The sequence below is a fragment of the uncultured Roseibium sp. genome (assembly GCF_963675095.2).
Taxonomy (GTDB): domain Bacteria; phylum Pseudomonadota; class Alphaproteobacteria; order Rhizobiales; family Stappiaceae; genus Roseibium.
Genome location: NZ_CAXXSJ010000054.1, coordinates 1 through 18,079, shown reverse-complemented (window position 1 = coordinate 18,079; position 18,079 = coordinate 1). Strand labels below are relative to the sequence as shown.

Below are 18,079 nucleotides of genomic sequence, written 5' to 3'. Positions count from 1 at the left end.
TTCGTCGTTCCTCTGGTCTGTCGCGGACCTTCTGAGGGGCGACTACAAGCAGGCCGATTACGGCAAGGTCATTCTGCCCTTCACCGTCCTCCGGCGGCGTCGATTGCGTCCTGGCGCCGACCAAGCAGGCGGTTCTCGAAGAACTGACGGCCAAGACCGCTCAGGGCATGAACCCCGACCCGTTCCTTCGCCGTGCTTCCGGTCAGACGTTCTACAACACCTCGCCGCTCGACATGGCTCGGCTGATGGGTGATCAGGACAACATCGCCCCCAATCTGTTCGCCTACATCCAGGGCTTTTCGCCCGAGGTCCGCGACGTCTTCGACCATTTCGAGTTTGCCGCCCAGATCGACCGGCTCAACAAGGCGGGGCTGCTCTATCAGGTGACCGAGAAGTTCGCCGGCATCGGCCTCCACCCGTCCGAGGTCAGCAACTACCAGATGGGGTTGGTGTTCGAAGAACTGATCCGCCGCTTCTCCGAACTGTCGAACGAAACGGCCGGTGAGCACTTCACGCCGCGCGAGGTCATCCGCTTGATGGTCAACCTGCTGTTCATCGAGGACGACGACCTCCTGACCAAGCCGGTGGTGCGCACCATCTATGACCCGACGGCGGGCACGGGCGGCATGCTGTCGATCGCCGACGAGTACATTGTCGACCACAACGACAAGGCCAAGCTCGTCATGTTCGGCCAGGAACTGAACCCGGAAAGCTACGCGATCTGCAAAGCCGACATGCTGATCAAGGGTCAGGACGTGAGCAAGATCGTCTTCGGCAACACCCTTTCCGACGATGGCCATGCAGGCGAGAAATTCGACTACATGCTCTCCAATCCACCCTTCGGCGTTGAATGGAAAAAGGTCGAAAAGGAGGTCCGGCGCGAGCACGAGCAGCAGGGCTACAATGGCCGCTTCGGTCCCGGTCTGCCGCGTGTCTCCGATGGTTCTCTCCTGTTCCTCCTCCACCTCATCTCCAAGATGCGCCCGGCCAAAGACGGGGGCAGCCGCTTCGCCATCGTCCTCAATGGCTCGCCCCTGTTCACGGGTGGTGCGGGCAGTGGAGAGAGCGAGATCAGGCGCTACGTGTTGGAGAACGACCTGCTGGAGGCGATCATCGCCCTACCCACGGACATGTTCTACAACACCGGCATCGCCACCTATGTCTGGGTGCTGACCAACCGCAAGCCGGCAAAGCGCAAGGGCAAGGTGCAGCTGATCGACGCCTCGGGCTTCTGGCAGAAGATGCGCAAGAGCCTCGGTGCCAAGCGCAAGGAGATGGGGCCGGAGGACATCGGCATCGTCGTCAGGCTGTTCGGCGGCTTTGCCGGGGCGCAACTCGCCACGCTGCTGAATCCAGCGGGCAAAGAGGTCGGCCGCGAGGTGGTGGCCGAAGGCGAGCAAGCGCCACCGGCTCCCCAAGGCGGCAAGGTCAAGCTGGCGCCGTTGTCGCTCATCTTCCCCAACGAGGCCTTCGGCTTCCGCACCATCACCGTCGAGCGCCCGCAGCTTGACGAGCAGGGCCGTGTGGTTCTGGGACAGCGCGGCAAAGCGAAGGGCAAGCCGCAGCCGGACAGCAGCCTGAGGGACACCGAGAACGTGCCTTTGGGGGAGGACGTCGAGGCCTATTTCAAGCGCGAAGTGGCGCCGCACGTCCCCGACGCCTGGATCGATCACGACAAGACCCGCGTTGGCTATGAGATTCCCTTCAACCGGCACTTCTACGTCTTCGAACCGCCGCGCCCGTTGGAGGAGATCGACCGGGACCTGAAAGCAGTCACCGGGCGGATCATACAGATGATCAGGGAGCTGGTAGAGTGACGATATCAGCCAGCTCAGTTGAGGACGTGGGACTTGCCGATTGGATCGGGCCATTGCCTCCCGAGTGGTCCAAGATCAGGCTCAAGTGGGCACTGAAGCTGATCACCGACAAGGTAGGTGACGGCTCGCCAAAGGTAGCGCTGGAGAACATCCAAAGCTGGACCGGGCGGTATGTCGAGACAGTGACCGAGTATGAAGGCGACGGCACCAACTTCAGGAGCGGAGATATCCTCTTTGGCAAGTTGCGACCTTACCTTGCGAAGGCGCTGCTTGCTGAAGCGCCGGGGCAGGCCGTTGGGGATTTCCACGTCCTAAGGCCTCAGCTCAATGTGCAGGGGCGGTTCGCGCAGTATTACCTACTGAGCCGAGAGCTGATAGCTGTGGTGGACGGTTCCACATACGGCGCAAAGATGCCACGTGCGAGTTGGGACTTCATGGCGAACCTACCATTCCCTCGCGCACCACTCGCCGAGCAGACCGCCATCGCCGCATTCCTCGACCGAGAGACGGGCAAGATCGACGCGCTGGTGGAGGAGCAGCGGCGGCTTATCGAGCTGCTCAGAGAGAAGCGCCAGGCCGTCATCTCCCATGCGGTGACCAAGGGTCTTGATCCGAACGCCACGATGAAACCTTCGGGCGTCGAGTGGCTGGGCGATGTGCCGGCGCATTGGGAGGTTGTTCAGGTTCGGCGAATTCTGGAGGCAATCGAGCAAGGTTGGAGTCCCGATTGTGAGAGCAGACCCGCCGAGCCGGGCGAATGGGGAGTCTTGAAGGCAGGTTGCGCGAATGGGTCGGTATTCCGTGAAGAGGAGAATAAGGCCCTGCCAGTCGGTCTCGACCCAATTCCCGAGCTAGAGGTGAGATTGGGTGACGTGCTGATGTCTCGAGCAAATGGCTCCCGCGAGAACGTGGGGGCAACGGCATATGTGGACGCGACTCGGCCGATGTTGATGCTCTCGGACAAAGTGTTCCGACTCCACCCAGCACCAGGGGTTAGTCCTCAATTCCTCGCTCTCCTCTTGGGATCGCGACCGCTTCGTCACCAGATTGAACGGGCAATCAGTGGAGCGGACGGGCTTGCGAATAATCTGCCACAATCCGCGCTGAAGTCATTCATTGCCGCAATGCCTCCGCTGGACGAGCAGGAGGCAATCGTTAGGCACGTTGCGTCGCAGGTCCGGAAGCTAACTGACCTTGGCAGCCGTGCGGCCCAAGCTGTCGATCTTCTCGCCGAACGCCGCACCGCCCTGATCTCTGCAGCTGTCACCGGGAAAATCGACGTTCGTGACGGAGCTGCAGGGGAGGTTGCTGCATGACGACTAGTCGTGAGGCAGAGGGACTAACTGATCACCGAGGCGACGATAGCCCGGTGGAGTATGTCGTTGCTGTCCCCGATGCTGTTGTTGACGAGCTTGAGAAGTCCTTCTCACAAGGACCGATTGACTCGCACGGAAGGCAGGAGCCTGAACACTCGATTGAGTTCATCGTTAGCCTAAATCAGGGCATGAAGATTGAAATCTTCGCGCGAGAGCATCCCCCACCTCATTTCAGGGTCAAGTACAAAGGTGGAACGGCCAACTTTGCCATCGCTGATTGCCGCGTGCTCAATGGTGATGGTCACGTCCTGAAGTATAAGCGCAATGTTCGGCTTTGGTGGAAGACCAACAAGCCCAAGCTAATCAAGGCTTGGAACGAAACCCGCCCCGCAGATTGTCCTGTTGGAGCCTATCGCAATGATCAATAGGGAGGGGCAGTCATGACGCGCCTTTGGCTCATCCGCCTCGGCAAGAACGGCGAGTTCGAAAATGCAGCGCTTCAGAACAATGTCCTGACCCTCAGCTTCGGCATTGCGGAGGACATCTCGAACCTGAAGGACCGCGATGCCTTGATCGCTAAGTTTGCAGCTCTCTACCCGAACGACAAGCCCAACCGGCACCGGAACTTTGCGGCGCAAATCAACCAGCTGGTAAATGTCGCGGAAAACGGCGACCTGTTCGTGACCCCCTTCAAGACCACGTCGACGATCGGGATAGGACGCATCGTCGGTCCTTACAAACCTGGACCGAATGGCGAGATAACCCGCCCTGTCGAGTGGCTGAAAACCGACCTGCCGCGCGAGTCCTTCAAGCAGGACCTGCTTTACAGTTTCGGCGCCTTCATGACCGTGTGCGAGATCGCCCGCAACAACGCCCTGTCGCGTGTTCAACAGGTGCTGAAGGCGGGCAGCGACCCGGGCGACGGAACGGCCCCCGCCGCCACCAGGCCGGGAGCAACTACCGAGCCGACGATCGAGGCAGAGGACCAACCGGTCAATCTGGAGGAGGTGGCGCGGGATCAGATCGTCCGCCGCATCGCCTCCGTCTTCACCGGCCATGACTTCACCCGTCTGGTCGCGGCCATCCTCACGGCCCAGGGCTACAAGACGCGCGTCTCTCCGCCAGGGGCCGATGCTGGGATCGACATCGTCGCGGGCAATGGACCGCTAGGGCTGGATAGTCCCCGCGTGGTCGTCCAGGTCAAGTCCGGCAAGTTTGCGGTCGATCAGCCAACACTCCAGGCTCTCATCGGCAGCATTCAGGATACACATGCGGATCACGGCCTCATCGTAAGTTGGGGCGGCTACACGAGCGCGGTCCAGCGTCGGGTCAACGAGCTGTTCTTCCGGGTGCGCCTATGGGGCCGCGAAGAACTGATCGACAATCTCCTTACAACCTATGACCGTTTACCCGAGGACATCCGCGCCGAGTTGCCGCTCCGTCGCATGTGGGCGCTTGTGCTCGATGACGAGTCGGCAGGCGAGACATGAGCCTTCACCGCGAAATCAGCTTCGAGACCGAAATCTGCGAGCACCTCGCGGCGCAGGGATGGCTTTATGCCCAGGACGACTACGCCCAGTATGATCGCCGGCACGCGCTGTTCCCAGATGACCTCGTGGCCTGGGTGCAGGCCAGCCAGCCGCAGGCGTGGCAGGCACTGGTCAAGAACCACGGCACTGGCGCCATCGCCACGCTGCTGGATCGCGTCCGCAAGCAGCTTGATGACCGGGGCACGCTCGACGTGCTGCGGCACGGGGTGGAACTGATCGGCCTCAGGGCACCGCTGGCACTGGCGCAGTTCAGGCCGGCTTTGTCGATGAATACCGATATTCTCGCCCGGTATGAAGCCAACCGGCTTCGGGTGGTGCGACAGGTCCGCTACTCGATCGCCAATGAGAAGGCGATTGACCTGGTGCTCTTCCTCAATGGCCTGCCGGTCTCGACAGTCGAGCTCAAGACCGACTTCACCCAATCGGTGGGTGATGCGGTGGACCAGTACCGGTTTGATCGCAATCCGTCCTCGAAAGGGCAGGCAGTCGAACCGCTTCTCGCGTTTCCGAGCGGCGCCCTGGTGCACTTCGCCGTGTCCAATGTCGACGTCATGATGACGACCCGTCTCAACGGGCCAAGCACAACCTTCCTGCCGTTCAATCGAGGTCACGATGGCGGCAAGGGCAATCCGCCAAATCCAGATGGTCATCCGACCTCCTATCTTTGGGAGGACATCTGGCAGCGCGACAGTTGGCTCGAAATCCTTGGGCGCTACATGGTGGCGGTGCGCGACCCGAAGAAGAAGCTGTTCGGCTACATCTTCCCACGCTTCCACCAGCTCGACGCCACCCGCAAGCTCCGCGCAGCAGTGCTCGACGAGGGAGCCGGAGGCAAGTACCTGATCCAGCACTCGGCTGGTTCGGGCAAGACCAACTCGATTGCCTGGTCGGCGCATTTCCTGGCCGATCTGCACGACGCCGATGATCAGAAGGTATTCGATACCGTGGTCGTGGTGTCGGACCGCAACGTCATCGACACGCAATTGCAGGAAGCCATCTTCAGCTTCGAACGCAACACGGGGGTGGTTGAAACCATCCGCAACGACGCCGGGGCGAAGAGTGGGCAGCTTGCCCAGGCACTGGCGGGCGGAAAGAAGATCGTTGTCTGCACCATCCAGACCTTCCCCTTCGCTCTGGAGGCTGTGCGGGACCTTGCGGCCACTCAGGGCAAACGCTTCGCCGTGATCGCAGACGAAGCCCATAGCAGCCAGACTGGCCAGGCGGCCGCCAAGCTCAAAGCGGTCTTGTCGCCCGAAGAACAGGCGGAACTGGAAGACGGGGGCGAGGTCAGTTCGGAAGACATCCTTGCTGCGCAGATGGCAGCCCGAGCTGCCGACAACGGCATCACCTATGTCGCCTTCACGGCGACGCCCAAAGGCAAGACGCTGGAGTTGTTCGGGCGGCGGCCGCACCCGGACCAACCGGCCAGCGAGACCAACCTGCCGGCCGCTTTCCACGTCTACTCCATGCGTCAGGCGATCGAAGAGGGATTCATCCTCGACGTCTTGCATAACTACACGCCCTACGATCTGGCTTTCCGTCTGGCCAATCAAGGCAAGGAGATCGATAACACCGAGGTCGAGCGCTCAGAGGCCGTCAAGACACTGATGCGCTGGGTGCGCCTCCACCCGTACAACATTGCCCAAAAAGTGCAGATTGTCGTAGAACATTATCGGTCGATGGTGCAGCCGCTTCTGGACGGAAAAGCAAAGGCGATGGTGGTTACCGGAAGCCGTCTTGAGGCGGTTCGCTGGCAGCTCGCCATCCAGAAATACATCGACGACAAGGGCTACCGGATCGGCACCCTTGTGGCCTTCTCCGGCGAAGTGAACGACAAGGAAAGCGGGGAAGACCCCTTCAGCGAAACAAGTTCCTCACTCAACCCCGGCCTTCTAGAACGTGATATCCGAGAGGCCTTCAAGCTTCCCGAGTACAATATTCTCCTGGTCGCCAACAAGTTCCAGACCGGCTTCGACCAGCCGCTGTTGTGCGGCATGTATGTCGATCGACGGCTGGCCGGCATTCAGGCTGTCCAGACCCTCTCCCGTCTTAACCGCGCCCATCCAGGCAAGGACACCACCTACGTCCTCGACTTCGTCAACTCTGGCGAAGACATCCTCGGTGCCTTCCAGCCCTACTACCAGACGGCCGAGCTGGAAGACGTCACTGACCCTAACCTGGTATTCGACCTGAGGGCCAAGCTCGACGCGGAAGGGCATTACGACCAGAACGAAGTTGACCGCGTTGTGAAAGCGGAACTGGACCCAAATGCCCGGCAGGGGGACCTCGTCGCCGCACTCACCCCAGTCGCTGATCGCCTGCTTCGGTCATTCAGGGAAGCGCAACAGCGTCGGCGGGAAGCGGAAGCCAGAGACGACAGCAACGCGTCCAAACGTGCCTTGGACGAGATGAACGCCCTGGTGCAGTTCAATGGGGACATGGGCGCCTTCGTACGCCTCTACGCTTTCCTGTCGCAGATATTCGACTACGGAAATACCGACATCGAGAAGCGATACCTGTTCTTCCGGCGCCTCATCCCGCTTCTGGAATTCGGACGCGAGCGGGCGGATGTCGACATCTCCAGCTTGGTCCTTACGCACCACAGGCTCAGCAACGCCGGCCAGCGGACTCTGGTGTTGGGCGGCGAGGGGGAGAGGCTCCAGCCGATTACTGAAACCGGATCGGGGAGCGTCCAGGACAAGCAGAAGGCGATGCTGGAAGAGATCATTGCGCGGGTGAACGACTTGTTCCAGGGCGACCTCCGCGATAACGACAAGCTCGTCTATGTGAACAACGTTTTGAAAGGCAAGCTTCTCCAGTCCGAGACACTGGTCGAGCAAGCAGCCAACAACACCAAGCAACAGTTTTCCAACTCACCTGATCTCTTGCCCTCGATCGTGGACGCAGCAATAGACGCCTGGGATGCTCATCAGGCGATGAGTCAACAGACGCTGAACTCCGAGGAAGCCCGAGAGCGCATCAAGGAAATTCTCCTGGGACCAGGCCAGTTGTACGAGATGTTGCGGGAGCAATCCGCTCAAAGCGCATCGAGACAAGGGCACGGCGACGGTAGTCGCTAGCTTCAGCGGCTCTTCAAATGGCAGACGGCTATAGCTTCACTCTTGTACATAGCTTGGCAGCAGGAGTGGACAGGAGGGTGTTGAGCCACTCGTCGAGGTAGTCGGCATATCGGGAGGACGGCTTCTGCCCGTGGCTGTCCGTCAGGAGGAGGCGGACTACCGAAGTCCAGAAATGGTGCCGGTCCTGATGGACGTAGATGCTCGACAATTCCAGGCATTGGGTGGTCAGGAAAGCCCACCAGAGGCGCTCCGCCAGTTCTGTGTTGGTCTCTCCTGGGTGGCACTGCCGTATCCTCAGGACCTGCCCCGTCACCGCCTCGTAGCTCGCCCACAGGGTCCGGCTTGGCCGCGCGCCCTTGAAATGCATAGGGCGTGGCTCGAAGGCGATGTCGGCGATCTGGAGGATAAGATTGTGCACCTCTTGGTCTAGCTCAATAAGGGGGCCGAGGGACTTCCTGAGGTAGCGTTGGTGAACTTCCAGGAGCTGCTTGGTCGGGCCGGCAACCGGTGCCCCGTAGTAGCGGAAAAGCGACCGGTGGTGAACACAGAACCTGCCCCTACCGAGGCGTCCGCACCTGGGTGCGTGACAAGTCTGTAGCTTGATCTTGTCGAGGCGCTTTTTGGTCATGGGTGTGTCGCCGCTAGTGGGAGAAGAAGCGCTCCATTCGACGCACGTAACCGGGGCTGCGAGGAGTGTTGATCAGTTCCGAAAGTCTGTCGGCTTCCTCCGAGTAGGTCACTCGTCCATCCGCGTCCACGACCTGGATTTGGTGGTAGCCGATACCCTCCCGTTTCAACTGAACACCCTTGATGCCAGTGACGTATTCGAAGGCCTCATGGAGAGTATCACGCAGACGCCCATCATCCCCGAAAGTCACGATGTAGCTGTCGTGTATGCTGAGAACGGGCCGCCCCGCTTCCAGGAACCTCTTGATGATGTACTCGGTGATCCTGGAGTCCTGGTTCATCAGGTCGATCCCGGCTCCGGCGCCGAGCCGATAGGCAATCGGCGCGTGCTTTCTGCGAAGGGCATCAAGCAACAACGCTAGCTGTCGATCCGTGAGCGCGCCCAACTCCCATTCGCCGTCGTCCCGCACACTTGACCGAAACGCCTTGAACGCAGATTTCTCACTTTCCGCGTTGACGGCAATCAGCATCAGCGTCTTTGCGCAACGTCGCTGGGTGACCGGATCGAGAGCCAACTCAGGCACGTCTACCCGATAAGGGTCTTCGTCCGGCTCCGCGTTTGCCCAGAAATCGATTCCTTCCCATCCGTAGAGCATAACGATGTGAAGGCCGGAGTAGTCGTCCTCTATGGTCGGATGGTCGTTGATGAATATCCGCTTACGCCATTCCTTGGGGCAGCGTTGCCACCAGCCTCCGTAGAATCTTCCGCCCTTCTGCCAACTGCTACGGTTGAAGACGCGATGAACGAACTTGTCCGATTGCGACACGGACAAGTAGGAGCGTCCGCCGAGCTGTAGCTTCGGGACTTCAAGATCGCGGATGTCTATGAAGGTCCGCGCAAGCATCTGGTTGTAGTCGGTGAGCACCTGTCGCATGTCGTTGCCGTCTGCATCCCGAAGCACAAGGCACTCCGTTTTCGAGGCGACGATGGGCTTGACCATCAATGCTACGAGCCTGTCGAATTCCTGCCGGAGCCGACCCACCGGCCAAACGCGCGTTCTCTTGCCCGTCTTGCGATTGCGGTCGTAGAATCCGACCGCCTGTCCGATCAAGTCGAGTTCGAAAAGACGATCCGCCACCTTGATCAAAAATGCCGACGCCTTCTGTCCATTGTAGCGGGTCTTCTTGCGATATCCGCTGTTGCTCTTCGCGATAGCGACTGACAGCTCGGGGTCGTCGCACCAAGCTGCATAGAGGTTTGCCAGAAGAACCCTGAGGTTGACGGGCGCGGCCTCCGGGAGGCTTTCTGGATAGCACTCACGAAGCAAACGGCTCTCCAGATCGTCGAACGCCCAATGATCGACGGTATACCAGAGCCTGAGTGGTCGCGAGTAGTCGAGGTCCAGCATGTTCAAAGTCCTGCGCCGCATAAGGCCCAAATAGCGGCGCTGCGCAAGTAGGCCATTTTCTTAGTTCATAGAGCACGTTGCCTCGAACTGGGTGTGTCAGATTGATGCAATCTGGTTGCTGGCACGCGATGGCAGAGCCATCTTGTCACGGTCCTCGGAGGAATGTTTTGGCACCAGCTCAAACGGGACATGCGAGCGGTGCCTGCATACGGGAAAGCGGAAGAAACCATGTTCGAAAGCGAGCCATACTTCACGATCAGCACCAAAATATCCAAGCGTGCCGACGAGCCGCATACGCTGGACTTCTCTGTTTCGTGCGATAAGTACGACACCGACAGCCGTGAAGATGCTCCCGGTGAGACGGTGGGGAGGCTGGAGGGATTTCTCCTGCAACCCGGCTACCTGCCGGACTCCTTTGAGGACCAGGCATATTTCGACCGCTTTGATGATCGAAGCGCACATGCGGCAGAAGCCTTTGAAATCCTGGTTGAGCGGAAAGCATTGATCGCCAAGACGCTGCAAGTCGATACAGACGACTTGGAGATGGCAGGAGCTGTTGCGCTACTTGAACGAGCAGAAGTAGAGCCGGAGTCGAGAGGCAGACACCTTACTCAACGTCTGATGCGCGAGGCTCGGCATATTCTCGGGCGCCCCGGCCTCCTGGTCATCCTAAAGGCACACCCTGACGGAGACGAAATCTCAAACGAGCAATGCCGGAAGCTTGGCGACTACTACTGTTCGGACTCGCGACTTGGCTTTCGCCCGATCTCCCGCCGGTCGCTTCCGGGATGGCTAGTAGCTCTTTGGGAAGAGCCGGTTTGCTGCGACGGCGACGAGCGCTTCTGGCTCGAAGAGCGCTGAGTCGCCCTCCCTTCCATGTTCGCTCCCGAGTTGAGCCTTAGGAGTTCGCGAAGTGGGGACGGCGGCGGACGGCGGAATGCTGACGGAGCGGTGCAAGGACAGACAAGACACCCTCAACGGCCAGGGTGGGGACGACCTCCTCCTGGAAAGGACAGCCCCCCTCTACTCCTACCTACACGGCAAAGGGTCCAACTAGGAAAGGGGGCGGGGTGGTCCCCTTCCAAGGCTACCTCTTGGGACAGGCACCTCCAATCCCGCCTCCAGGCAGCCTCCAGTACCCCCTCTCCCATTACTAGTAATTTCTGGCATGGAGGGGCCTGAACAGGGAAAGCAGCAGTCTCGCCCCACCGGTGCGGCCGCACACAGCGATGCATATATGGCCGCTACTCCCCATCGGGAAAAACGCTTTCGCCTCTAGACGAGGGACACGTACCCGTCGCGCGGAGCATTCTGGAGCCGGTCCTCGGGACACCGTGGGGACGCCCTTTCGGCCCAAAAATGTGAGACTGGATACGTAGGGGGCTGGTGCCCAGTCTACCCCCCCCCGGCACCCCCTTCGGCACCTGTCAAACTGACCGGGGGCGTACCATGCACCAAGGTGTCCGCCCCTGGAGCACCAGAGGCAATCCTAGGGGTCATCATCGGCTTCCCCTCGGAAAGCCGAAGGGTAGACCAAACGGTAGACCAAAAACGCCCCTTCACATCGAACCCTCTATGGTCTAAGCCATTGATATTGCTGAGTGTCGATAACGACCTGACGCCTGTGGCAGGACCCCAACTCGCCGGGTGCGCCAAACTTGAATTTTCCGGACATTTCGTGGTCGTCGCCGCTTGCGCGGCGGCTCGACGGGTATTGCCCACAAAAACAATCCAGAACACATCCGGAGTGGAAACGCGCGTTCTCGCGGATGCCGAATGCGATTTGCCCTTTGCCATCGCCGGTCATGGCCAGCACGAATGGAGATGGCAAACCGGTGCGTTCCGCTGGCGGCGCAGCGCCCTATTGGGGCATCTCGGGTTGAGACCGCGGCTGCCGGATCCAGTTTGCAGTTTGTCCTGTTCACTGCTCGCAGCACTGTTTGCGGCAGGAGAAAGCCAGATCGTTAGAATGAACTCGGTCTAGGAGTCCGCACTCTGCAGCATCCAGCACGTCGAACTTCGGTCGCCGACTCGACCCGATTGTCGGAACCGGGGCATTTGCCCGGAAATTTCCGTTGGCACAATGAGTCCGCCATTTCCGGCGATGACTGCACAGAAATGGGTCATGAGGACGCCAACAGGCGCAACTCTTGTTCTTTACTCTATTATAGACAATAATCTCGCATTCCGGTTTTCGGTATTTTAGCGGAGATTGGCCATGAATATGATCACTAAACTCTATTGTATTTGTCTGGTTTTCTTGATCGCACTGACTTTTACTGTCGTTGACGCTTCGGCGGGCGCACATCGCATCACCATCTGCAACGCGATCTCGAATGCGCAGGTTGTCAGCTTCAGCGTGAAAGGGGGCACCGTTTCGGGCTTCGAGGCCATCAAGCCAAGAAAATGCCAGTCGGTCTCGGTGTCTACGAGCAATGGCGAATGCGCCGCATGGGCCTATGCGCATATCAGCTTCCAGAACGCCACCGCGACGGGTCTGATCAATGTCTGTGGCGGCAAATATGCCGTGATGCTCAGAACGCTCGGCAATACCGGCACAAAGGCCAATCTGAACCTTGTTCCCATCAAGTGACGGCCCTGCCGGCGCTCCGTCATCCAGAGCGAGACGGGGCCGCCAGCCTTGATATGGCGCATGAGGCACACCTTGCGACGCGTGACGTCGGCCCGGCGTTCCTCTCGCGCCATTGTCAGCGGCTCGCGGGGACGAAGCCTTCCGGGCTGAGCAGGCCGAGCTTTGCGAAATGATGCATTGTGTCGAATTCGCAGAATTCGACCGGCCCGAGCACAACCGGCTCCTCGAGAGCGAGGCAGTATTTGGCAAACAGGCGCTCGGCTTCGCACATGACGATCTCTGCCTCGTCGGGCATCAGCCATTTGATGAGATAGGCCATGCTGACATGGAAGCGATAGGTCGGAAAATCCTCGCGATAAAGCCCGGTCAGGGCCTGAAGCTTTGTGCGCATGCCGCGCAGCTTGTCGCTTTCCTCCGGGTTGAGCGGTTCCATCTCGATTGTTGCCGGCAGCCGCAGGCCAGTGGGACGGACCACAAATCCGGCGCGGCCGGTTTCACTCTCAAGTCTTGCCAGATAGCCGGCGCTGACCTCGCCGAGTGACGTGCCGGGCTGAAAACCCTCGGGCAGGCCGTCCGAACCCAGGGGCGATCCGGAAATGCCGCAGAACACGGTCATGTGGAAGCTCGGCTTGGGCAGGAAGGAAAAGTGGTCGGCGTAATACATCGCCTTCAACTCGTCCTGCATGTCGCAAAGCGCGTCGAAAAAGCGCGAGTTGCGACCGATGTGGCAAATGAAGGTGTTGCCGGGGAAATTCAGCACCTCGCCTGCGGGCGTGAACTTGCCGCCTTCGCCCGGCGCCGTGATCGCAGGCGGATGCGCCCTGACGGGATTGCGGCCCGAGATGTGGTCGATGATTTCCTTGCGCCGGTCGGCGGATTCCGACCAGGTCAGAGCAGTCATTGCGGTCTCCGGGTTTAGGAAAAACGATGCGGTCCCTGCGCGAGGCGGAACGCAGCCGGGTATTCTCCAGGACAAGCCGAATTATTACCTGTCATTGGTGATATTAATATGACGCTTGTCAAGTGATATGGCTTGAACTGGCGCTCCCCCGTCGCGAGTATGGCGACATCGCCCCGCAGGTTCCGACGCAGTCAGGCAGATCATGAGCGACAAAAGGCAACTTGATTCGACCTGCCAGCTGACCGCGAGCGAACGAAAGATCATGGCGATCGTGCTGCGGTCGGGAGAAATCGCCCGTTCGGCGGTGACCGAGAAGACCGATCTGTCCCAGCAGTCGGTGCATCGGCTGGTCGACAGTCTCGAAAAGCGCGTTTACCTGCGCTACGGCGAGGCCCGCATCGTCGGGCGCGGCAAGCCGAGCCCGACGCTTTTTGTCGATCCCGACCACTATACCTCGGCGGGCGTCTCGATCGGCACCGAGGACGTGCGGTTCTGCCTCGTCACTCTGGCGGGAAAGCCGCTGTTCGAGGAAACGCTTCACTTCGATCCGATCAGGCCGGACGCGGTTCTCGATGTGCTCAAAGCCAAGCTTTCGGACTGGACCGCGGCCAACAGGACGAACAGGGTCCTGGTCGGGATCGGCGTGTCCATGCAGGGGTTCCGGGGCGGCGCACCTGACGTGTTCTTTCCGCCCCTGCCGCTCGCGTCCTGGCAGGGCATTGCGCTCGAGGCCCTGTTCAACGAGGCGCTCGGCCTGCCGGCCTTTGCGGAGAACAATGCGACCTCGAGCGCCATCGCCGAACATTATCTCGGCGCCGGCGCGGGCCACGACTGCATCGCCTATTTGTCCTTCAACCACGGTTTCGGCTGCGGAATCTTCGCCGAGGGCGCGGCGTTTCGCGGGGCGCATGGCAATGCCGGCGAAATCAGCGCCGTCTACGACAAGACCGAGTTGCCGCGCCGTCCGGCGCTCAGCCAGCTCATCAACGTCTTGTCCGAGCACAACATCCACACGACTTCCGTGCGCGACCTGACCGCGCGTTTCCAGCCCGACTGGCCGGGCGTCGCCGAGTGGCTGGAGGACGTGAAACCGCAGCTGCAGCTGGCGCTGCGCGCCCTGCAGGCAACGATCGATCCCGGTGCGATCTTTTTCGGCGGCGAGGCGCCGGACGCGCTGCGCCGGCTGTTCGTCGAGATCGGCAGGGGCACCTTCCGCGACCAGCGCCTGGCGATGCCGGATCTGGTCGTCAGCGAACTGCAGGGCGACCCCGCCCATCTCGGGGCGGCGCTGTTGCCGCTGCACCGGCTTATTTTCTAGGTGCGAAGCCGGTCAGCTCGCGGCCGTTGCCGACAGTTCGGTCAGCAGGTTTTGGGCGAGCAGGGTGACATTGGGCTTGCGCATGATCGAGACATGGTTTCCCGGCACCGGCACCACTGTCACCTTCTGGAGCGAGAAGCGCTGCCAACCGAGGTCCCGCGGGCGCGCGGCGGCCTGGATCGGATCGAGGGCCTCCTCGGCCCTGAACACGATGATGCGTCCGGCATAGGGCGCCGACGGGCGGTAGGCCTGCGTCGTGCGATTATGCGCCAGCATGAGATCGAGATAGCGCCGGAACTGGGCGCTTGTCGTGCCATCCGGCGCGAGGCCGTGGCGCACGAAGCTGTCGAGGAACAGTTCTGTTTGTTCGGCGGGGGTCGCGGCGCGCAGCGCCTGGGGATCGAGCCCGATATCTTTTTGTCCGACGAGCTCGGCCACTTTTTTGGCGTAAGAAAGCATGAGCGTCAGATCGTCCGCCTCTTCGGCGACCGGCAGGCCCGAGACCGGCGCCAGCTGGTCGAGCACGGCGACCGGTGGCGCGACGCCATAAAGGTCGGCATAGCGCGCGGCGATCTCGAAACCGATCAGAGCGCCCATCGACCAACCGCCGATCAGCGCCGGCGGCTCGGGCGGCAGGGCCGCAAGATAGCGCCGGGCAATGTCGGGCACCGCGTGGTCAGGCTCGTCGAGATCGGCCTGAAGGGCGAAAAACGGCCTGTCGCGTCCCAGCGCCTCGGCCAGATCGTAAAAGCACAGCACATTGCCGCCGGCCGGATGCACGAAGACGACGCCCGGTGCATCGCCCGCCGACTGGATCGTCACCAATGGCGAAAAGCCGGCCGGCGCACCGCTACGCAACAGCGGCGCCAGCCGCGCAATCGTGTTGTGTTCGAAAAGGCTGGCCAAAGGCAGGTTGTGGCCGAAGCGGCGTCCGATCCGGCTCATCAGCTGCACCGCCAGCAACGAATGGCCGCCAAGCGCGAAGAAATCGTCGTCGATGCCGAGGGTTTCGAGGCCGAGCATGTCCTTCCAGATCCGGGTCAGGGCAAGTTCGATCTCGTCCCGCGGCGCCCGTCCGGGCAATGCCGCGTCGCCTTCGGTCCCGTTCAGCAGCGCGCGGGCATTGAGCTTGCCATTTGCCGTCAGCGGCATGGACGCGACGCGCGTGATCGTGGCCGGCACCATATGGGCCGGCAGCTGCGCCCGCAGGGCGTCGGCAAGCATGCGGATCTCGACTGGCGCAATCGTCCGGACATGGGCGACGATGCGTCCCCGCGAATCCAGCTGCACGACCGCCTGAGCTACGGCTTCGTGGCGTTCGAGCGCCGCTTCGATCTCTGCAGGCTCGACACGATGGCCGCGTAGCTTGATCTGGCGGTCGACGCGGCCCTCGAAGACCAAAATACCGCCGTCATCGACGCGTCCCCTGTCGCCGGTCCTGTAGAGCCGACCGCCCGGCAGCTCCGGATCGGGAACGAAGCGCTCGGCGGTCAGATCCGGGCGGTTCCAGTAACCGCGCGCCACCGACGCGCCGCCGATGAAGATCTCGCCCGGAATCCCGCGCGGCACGTGGTTGCCGTCACGATCGAGGACGAACACGCGCGCACCCGCCAGCGGTTTGCCGAGCGGCGGTGTTTCGCCCGCACAAGGAATCGGCAGCTCGTGGGTCAGCACGCCGATGGTGGTTTCCGTCGGGCCGTAATGGTTGAGGATGCGCAGATCGGGACGGCGGGCGCGGATGGCGGCGATGAGCCCGCCGGACGCGGCTTCGCCGCCGAGAACGAGCAGCTTGCGCGGCAGCACGTCGCCGGCCTCGATGAGGGCGCCAAGGTGCGACGGCACGATCTTGAGGCAATCAACCGGATGAGCGGCCATCTGCGCCGCGAAACCGGCGGCATCGGTGACCAGCTCCTCCGCGATGACGGTGACGCAGCCGCCATTGGCCAGCGGTGGGAAGATCATGGTGTTGCCGAGATCGGCCGAAAGCGGGGAGACCGTCGCGAAACTGTCGCCGACGCCAAGCCCCATGCGCGGCCAGATCGCATCGACGTAACTCATCAGCTGGCGGTGCTCGACGCACACGCCCTTCGGCACGCCGGTGGTGCCCGAAGTGTAGATGATATAGGCGGCATCCCGCAGTCCGGGCGGCACCGGTGGGTTGGCATCGTTCTCGCCGTCGATGCTGTCGAGGCCTACGATTTCGCCGACCCCAAGCGCCCCGATCCGATCGTCATGGGCCGCATCCGTGACAATGACCCGCACCCCGGCGTCGGCGAGAAGCGTCGCCAGCCGCTCTTCCGGCAGGCCCGGATCGAGCGGCAGGTAGGGCGCGCCTGCTTTCATGACGCCCAACACCCCGATGACCATGTCGGCATTGCGCGAGACCATGAGGGCAACGGGCACGTCCGGCGCGGCGCCGAGGCTGCCGAGGCGCGCCGCAAGCCGGTTGGCGGCCCTGTTGAGCCCGTCATAACTGAGCGTCTGCCGCGCATCGCGCACGGCGGCGGCATCGGGCGCGAGCGCCACCTGGCGCTCGAAGCGGCTCACAAAGCTTTCCTCGCCGCCGCTCTGCGGCACCGGCGCCGGCAGGTCCGGTTCCGGGGCAAAAAAGCCGAGCCGGCCGATCATCTCGTCCGGCTGATCGAGCAGGCCGCCGAGCACGCCTTCGTAATGGTCGAGCATCCGCTCGACGCTCGAACGCTCGAACAGGTTTCGGGCATAGAACAGGCTCAGCACCAGTTCGTCGCCGATCTCCTCGGCCCAGAGGTTGAGGTCGAATTTGGTCGCCCCGTAATCGAGCTTGACCGGAGCCAGCCCCATGCCGGCGGGGCCGTAGAGCGATGGTACGTTCTGGTGCACGAACATCACCTGGAACAGCGGATGCACCCCGAGATCGCGGCGCGGCGCGCGCTCCGAAGTCAGTTTCTCGAACGGCAGCTCCTGCCTGAGGAGCGCCTGTTTGCAGGTCTCGCCGGTTGCGTGCAGGAAGGCGCGGAGGCTCGTTGCGCCACTAACCGGAGCGCGCAGCACCAGAGTGTTGACGAACAGGCCCATCACGTCCTGAAAGGCCCGCGTGTTGCGGTTGGCCGCCGAGGTGCCGATGCTGATCGTCTCGTCGCCGGTGATGCGATAGAGCAGCACCATCAGCGCCGACACCAGCAGGTGAAACAGACTGACGCGCTCGGTTCGCGCGAACGCGCGCAGGCGCGCCGTCAGATCGGCGGACAATGTGCGGCCGACCATGGCGCCGTCATGGCTCATCACGGCCGGGCGCGGATGATCGAGCGGCAGGGCGAGCGGGGGATCGTCGGCATCGATCCTGTCGCGCCAGAAATCGATCTGGGCCCGGCAGGCATCGGACGCGAGCCAGGCCTGTTCCCAGTGCACGAAATCGACATATTGCATGTCGACCGGGGGCAGGTTTTCGCCGGCATAAAGCGAGATCAGTTCCTTCGAAAACATCGCGTT

12 protein-coding genes are annotated in these 18,079 nt (G+C 61.6%); 8 read left to right on the top strand and 4 right to left on the bottom strand.

Annotated features, from left to right (window positions below; all coding sequences use genetic code 11):
• Positions 1-56: 56 nt before the first annotated feature.
• Genes ABIN98_RS20065 through ABIN98_RS20045 form a run of 5 tightly spaced genes read left to right on the top strand, consistent with a single transcriptional unit; the run spans position 57 to position 7,763 of the window.
• Positions 57-1,817 (top strand): N-6 DNA methylase, encoded by a 1,761-nt coding sequence (locus ABIN98_RS20065; protein WP_346912444.1) that lies wholly within the window; start codon positions 57-59, stop codon positions 1,815-1,817.
• Positions 1,814-3,133 carry a hypothetical protein gene (locus ABIN98_RS20060; protein ID WP_346912442.1) on the top strand — a complete coding sequence of 440 codons (1,320 nt, stop codon included), beginning with the start codon at positions 1,814-1,816 and terminating at the stop codon, positions 3,131-3,133. Before ABIN98_RS20065 ends, ABIN98_RS20060 begins: the two co-directional genes overlap by 4 nt.
• Positions 3,130-3,561, top strand: a complete 432-nt coding sequence (locus tag ABIN98_RS20055) for a DUF4160 domain-containing protein (RefSeq protein ID WP_346912440.1) — start codon at positions 3,130-3,132, stop codon at positions 3,559-3,561. Before ABIN98_RS20060 ends, ABIN98_RS20055 begins: the two co-directional genes overlap by 4 nt.
• A 12-nt stretch (positions 3,562-3,573) precedes the next feature.
• A complete protein-coding gene (locus ABIN98_RS20050) occupies positions 3,574-4,623 on the top strand; it encodes a restriction endonuclease (protein ID WP_346912438.1) in 1,050 nt (349 codons plus the stop codon).
• Positions 4,620-7,763, top strand: a complete 3,144-nt coding sequence (locus ABIN98_RS20045) for a type I restriction endonuclease (RefSeq protein WP_346912436.1) — start codon at positions 4,620-4,622, stop codon at positions 7,761-7,763. Before ABIN98_RS20050 ends, ABIN98_RS20045 begins: the two co-directional genes overlap by 4 nt.
• Before the next feature lie 28 nt (positions 7,764-7,791).
• Here ABIN98_RS20045 and ABIN98_RS20040 read toward each other — a convergent pair whose 3' ends face one another.
• Positions 7,792-8,391, bottom strand: a complete 600-nt coding sequence (locus ABIN98_RS20040; protein WP_346912434.1) for a hypothetical protein — start codon at positions 8,389-8,391, stop codon at positions 7,792-7,794.
• A gap of 13 nt (positions 8,392-8,404) precedes the next feature.
• Positions 8,405-9,799 (bottom strand): hypothetical protein, encoded by a 1,395-nt coding sequence (locus ABIN98_RS20035; protein ID WP_346912432.1) that lies wholly within the window; start codon positions 9,797-9,799, stop codon positions 8,405-8,407.
• Between the two features lie 228 nt (positions 9,800-10,027).
• Between ABIN98_RS20035 and ABIN98_RS20030 the strand changes: the two genes are divergently transcribed.
• Both ABIN98_RS20030 and ABIN98_RS20025 read left to right on the top strand, forming a co-directional pair.
• Positions 10,028-10,660: a hypothetical protein gene (locus ABIN98_RS20030; protein WP_346912430.1), complete on the top strand. Its 633-nt coding sequence runs from the start codon at positions 10,028-10,030 to the stop codon at positions 10,658-10,660.
• A gap of 1,357 nt (positions 10,661-12,017) precedes the next feature.
• Positions 12,018-12,392, top strand: a complete 375-nt coding sequence (locus ABIN98_RS20025) for a hypothetical protein (RefSeq protein ID WP_346912428.1) — start codon at positions 12,018-12,020, stop codon at positions 12,390-12,392.
• 115 nt (positions 12,393-12,507) lie between these two features.
• Here the strand turns inward: ABIN98_RS20025 and ABIN98_RS20020 are convergent, their stop codons facing one another.
• Positions 12,508-13,293, bottom strand: a complete 786-nt coding sequence (locus tag ABIN98_RS20020) for a DUF1868 domain-containing protein (protein WP_346912426.1) — start codon at positions 13,291-13,293, stop codon at positions 12,508-12,510.
• A 202-nt stretch (positions 13,294-13,495) separates the two neighbouring features.
• On the opposite strand from ABIN98_RS20020, the gene ABIN98_RS20015 reads away from it, so the two are divergent.
• A complete protein-coding gene (locus tag ABIN98_RS20015; protein WP_346912424.1) occupies positions 13,496-14,611 on the top strand; it encodes an ROK family transcriptional regulator in 1,116 nt (371 codons plus the stop codon).
• Positions 14,612-14,623: 12 nt separating this feature from the next.
• On the opposite strand, the gene ABIN98_RS20010 is transcribed toward ABIN98_RS20015, so the two are convergent.
• A partial coding sequence (locus ABIN98_RS20010; protein WP_346912422.1) for an amino acid adenylation domain-containing protein occupies positions 14,624-18,079 on the bottom strand: 3,456 nt, incomplete at its 5' end.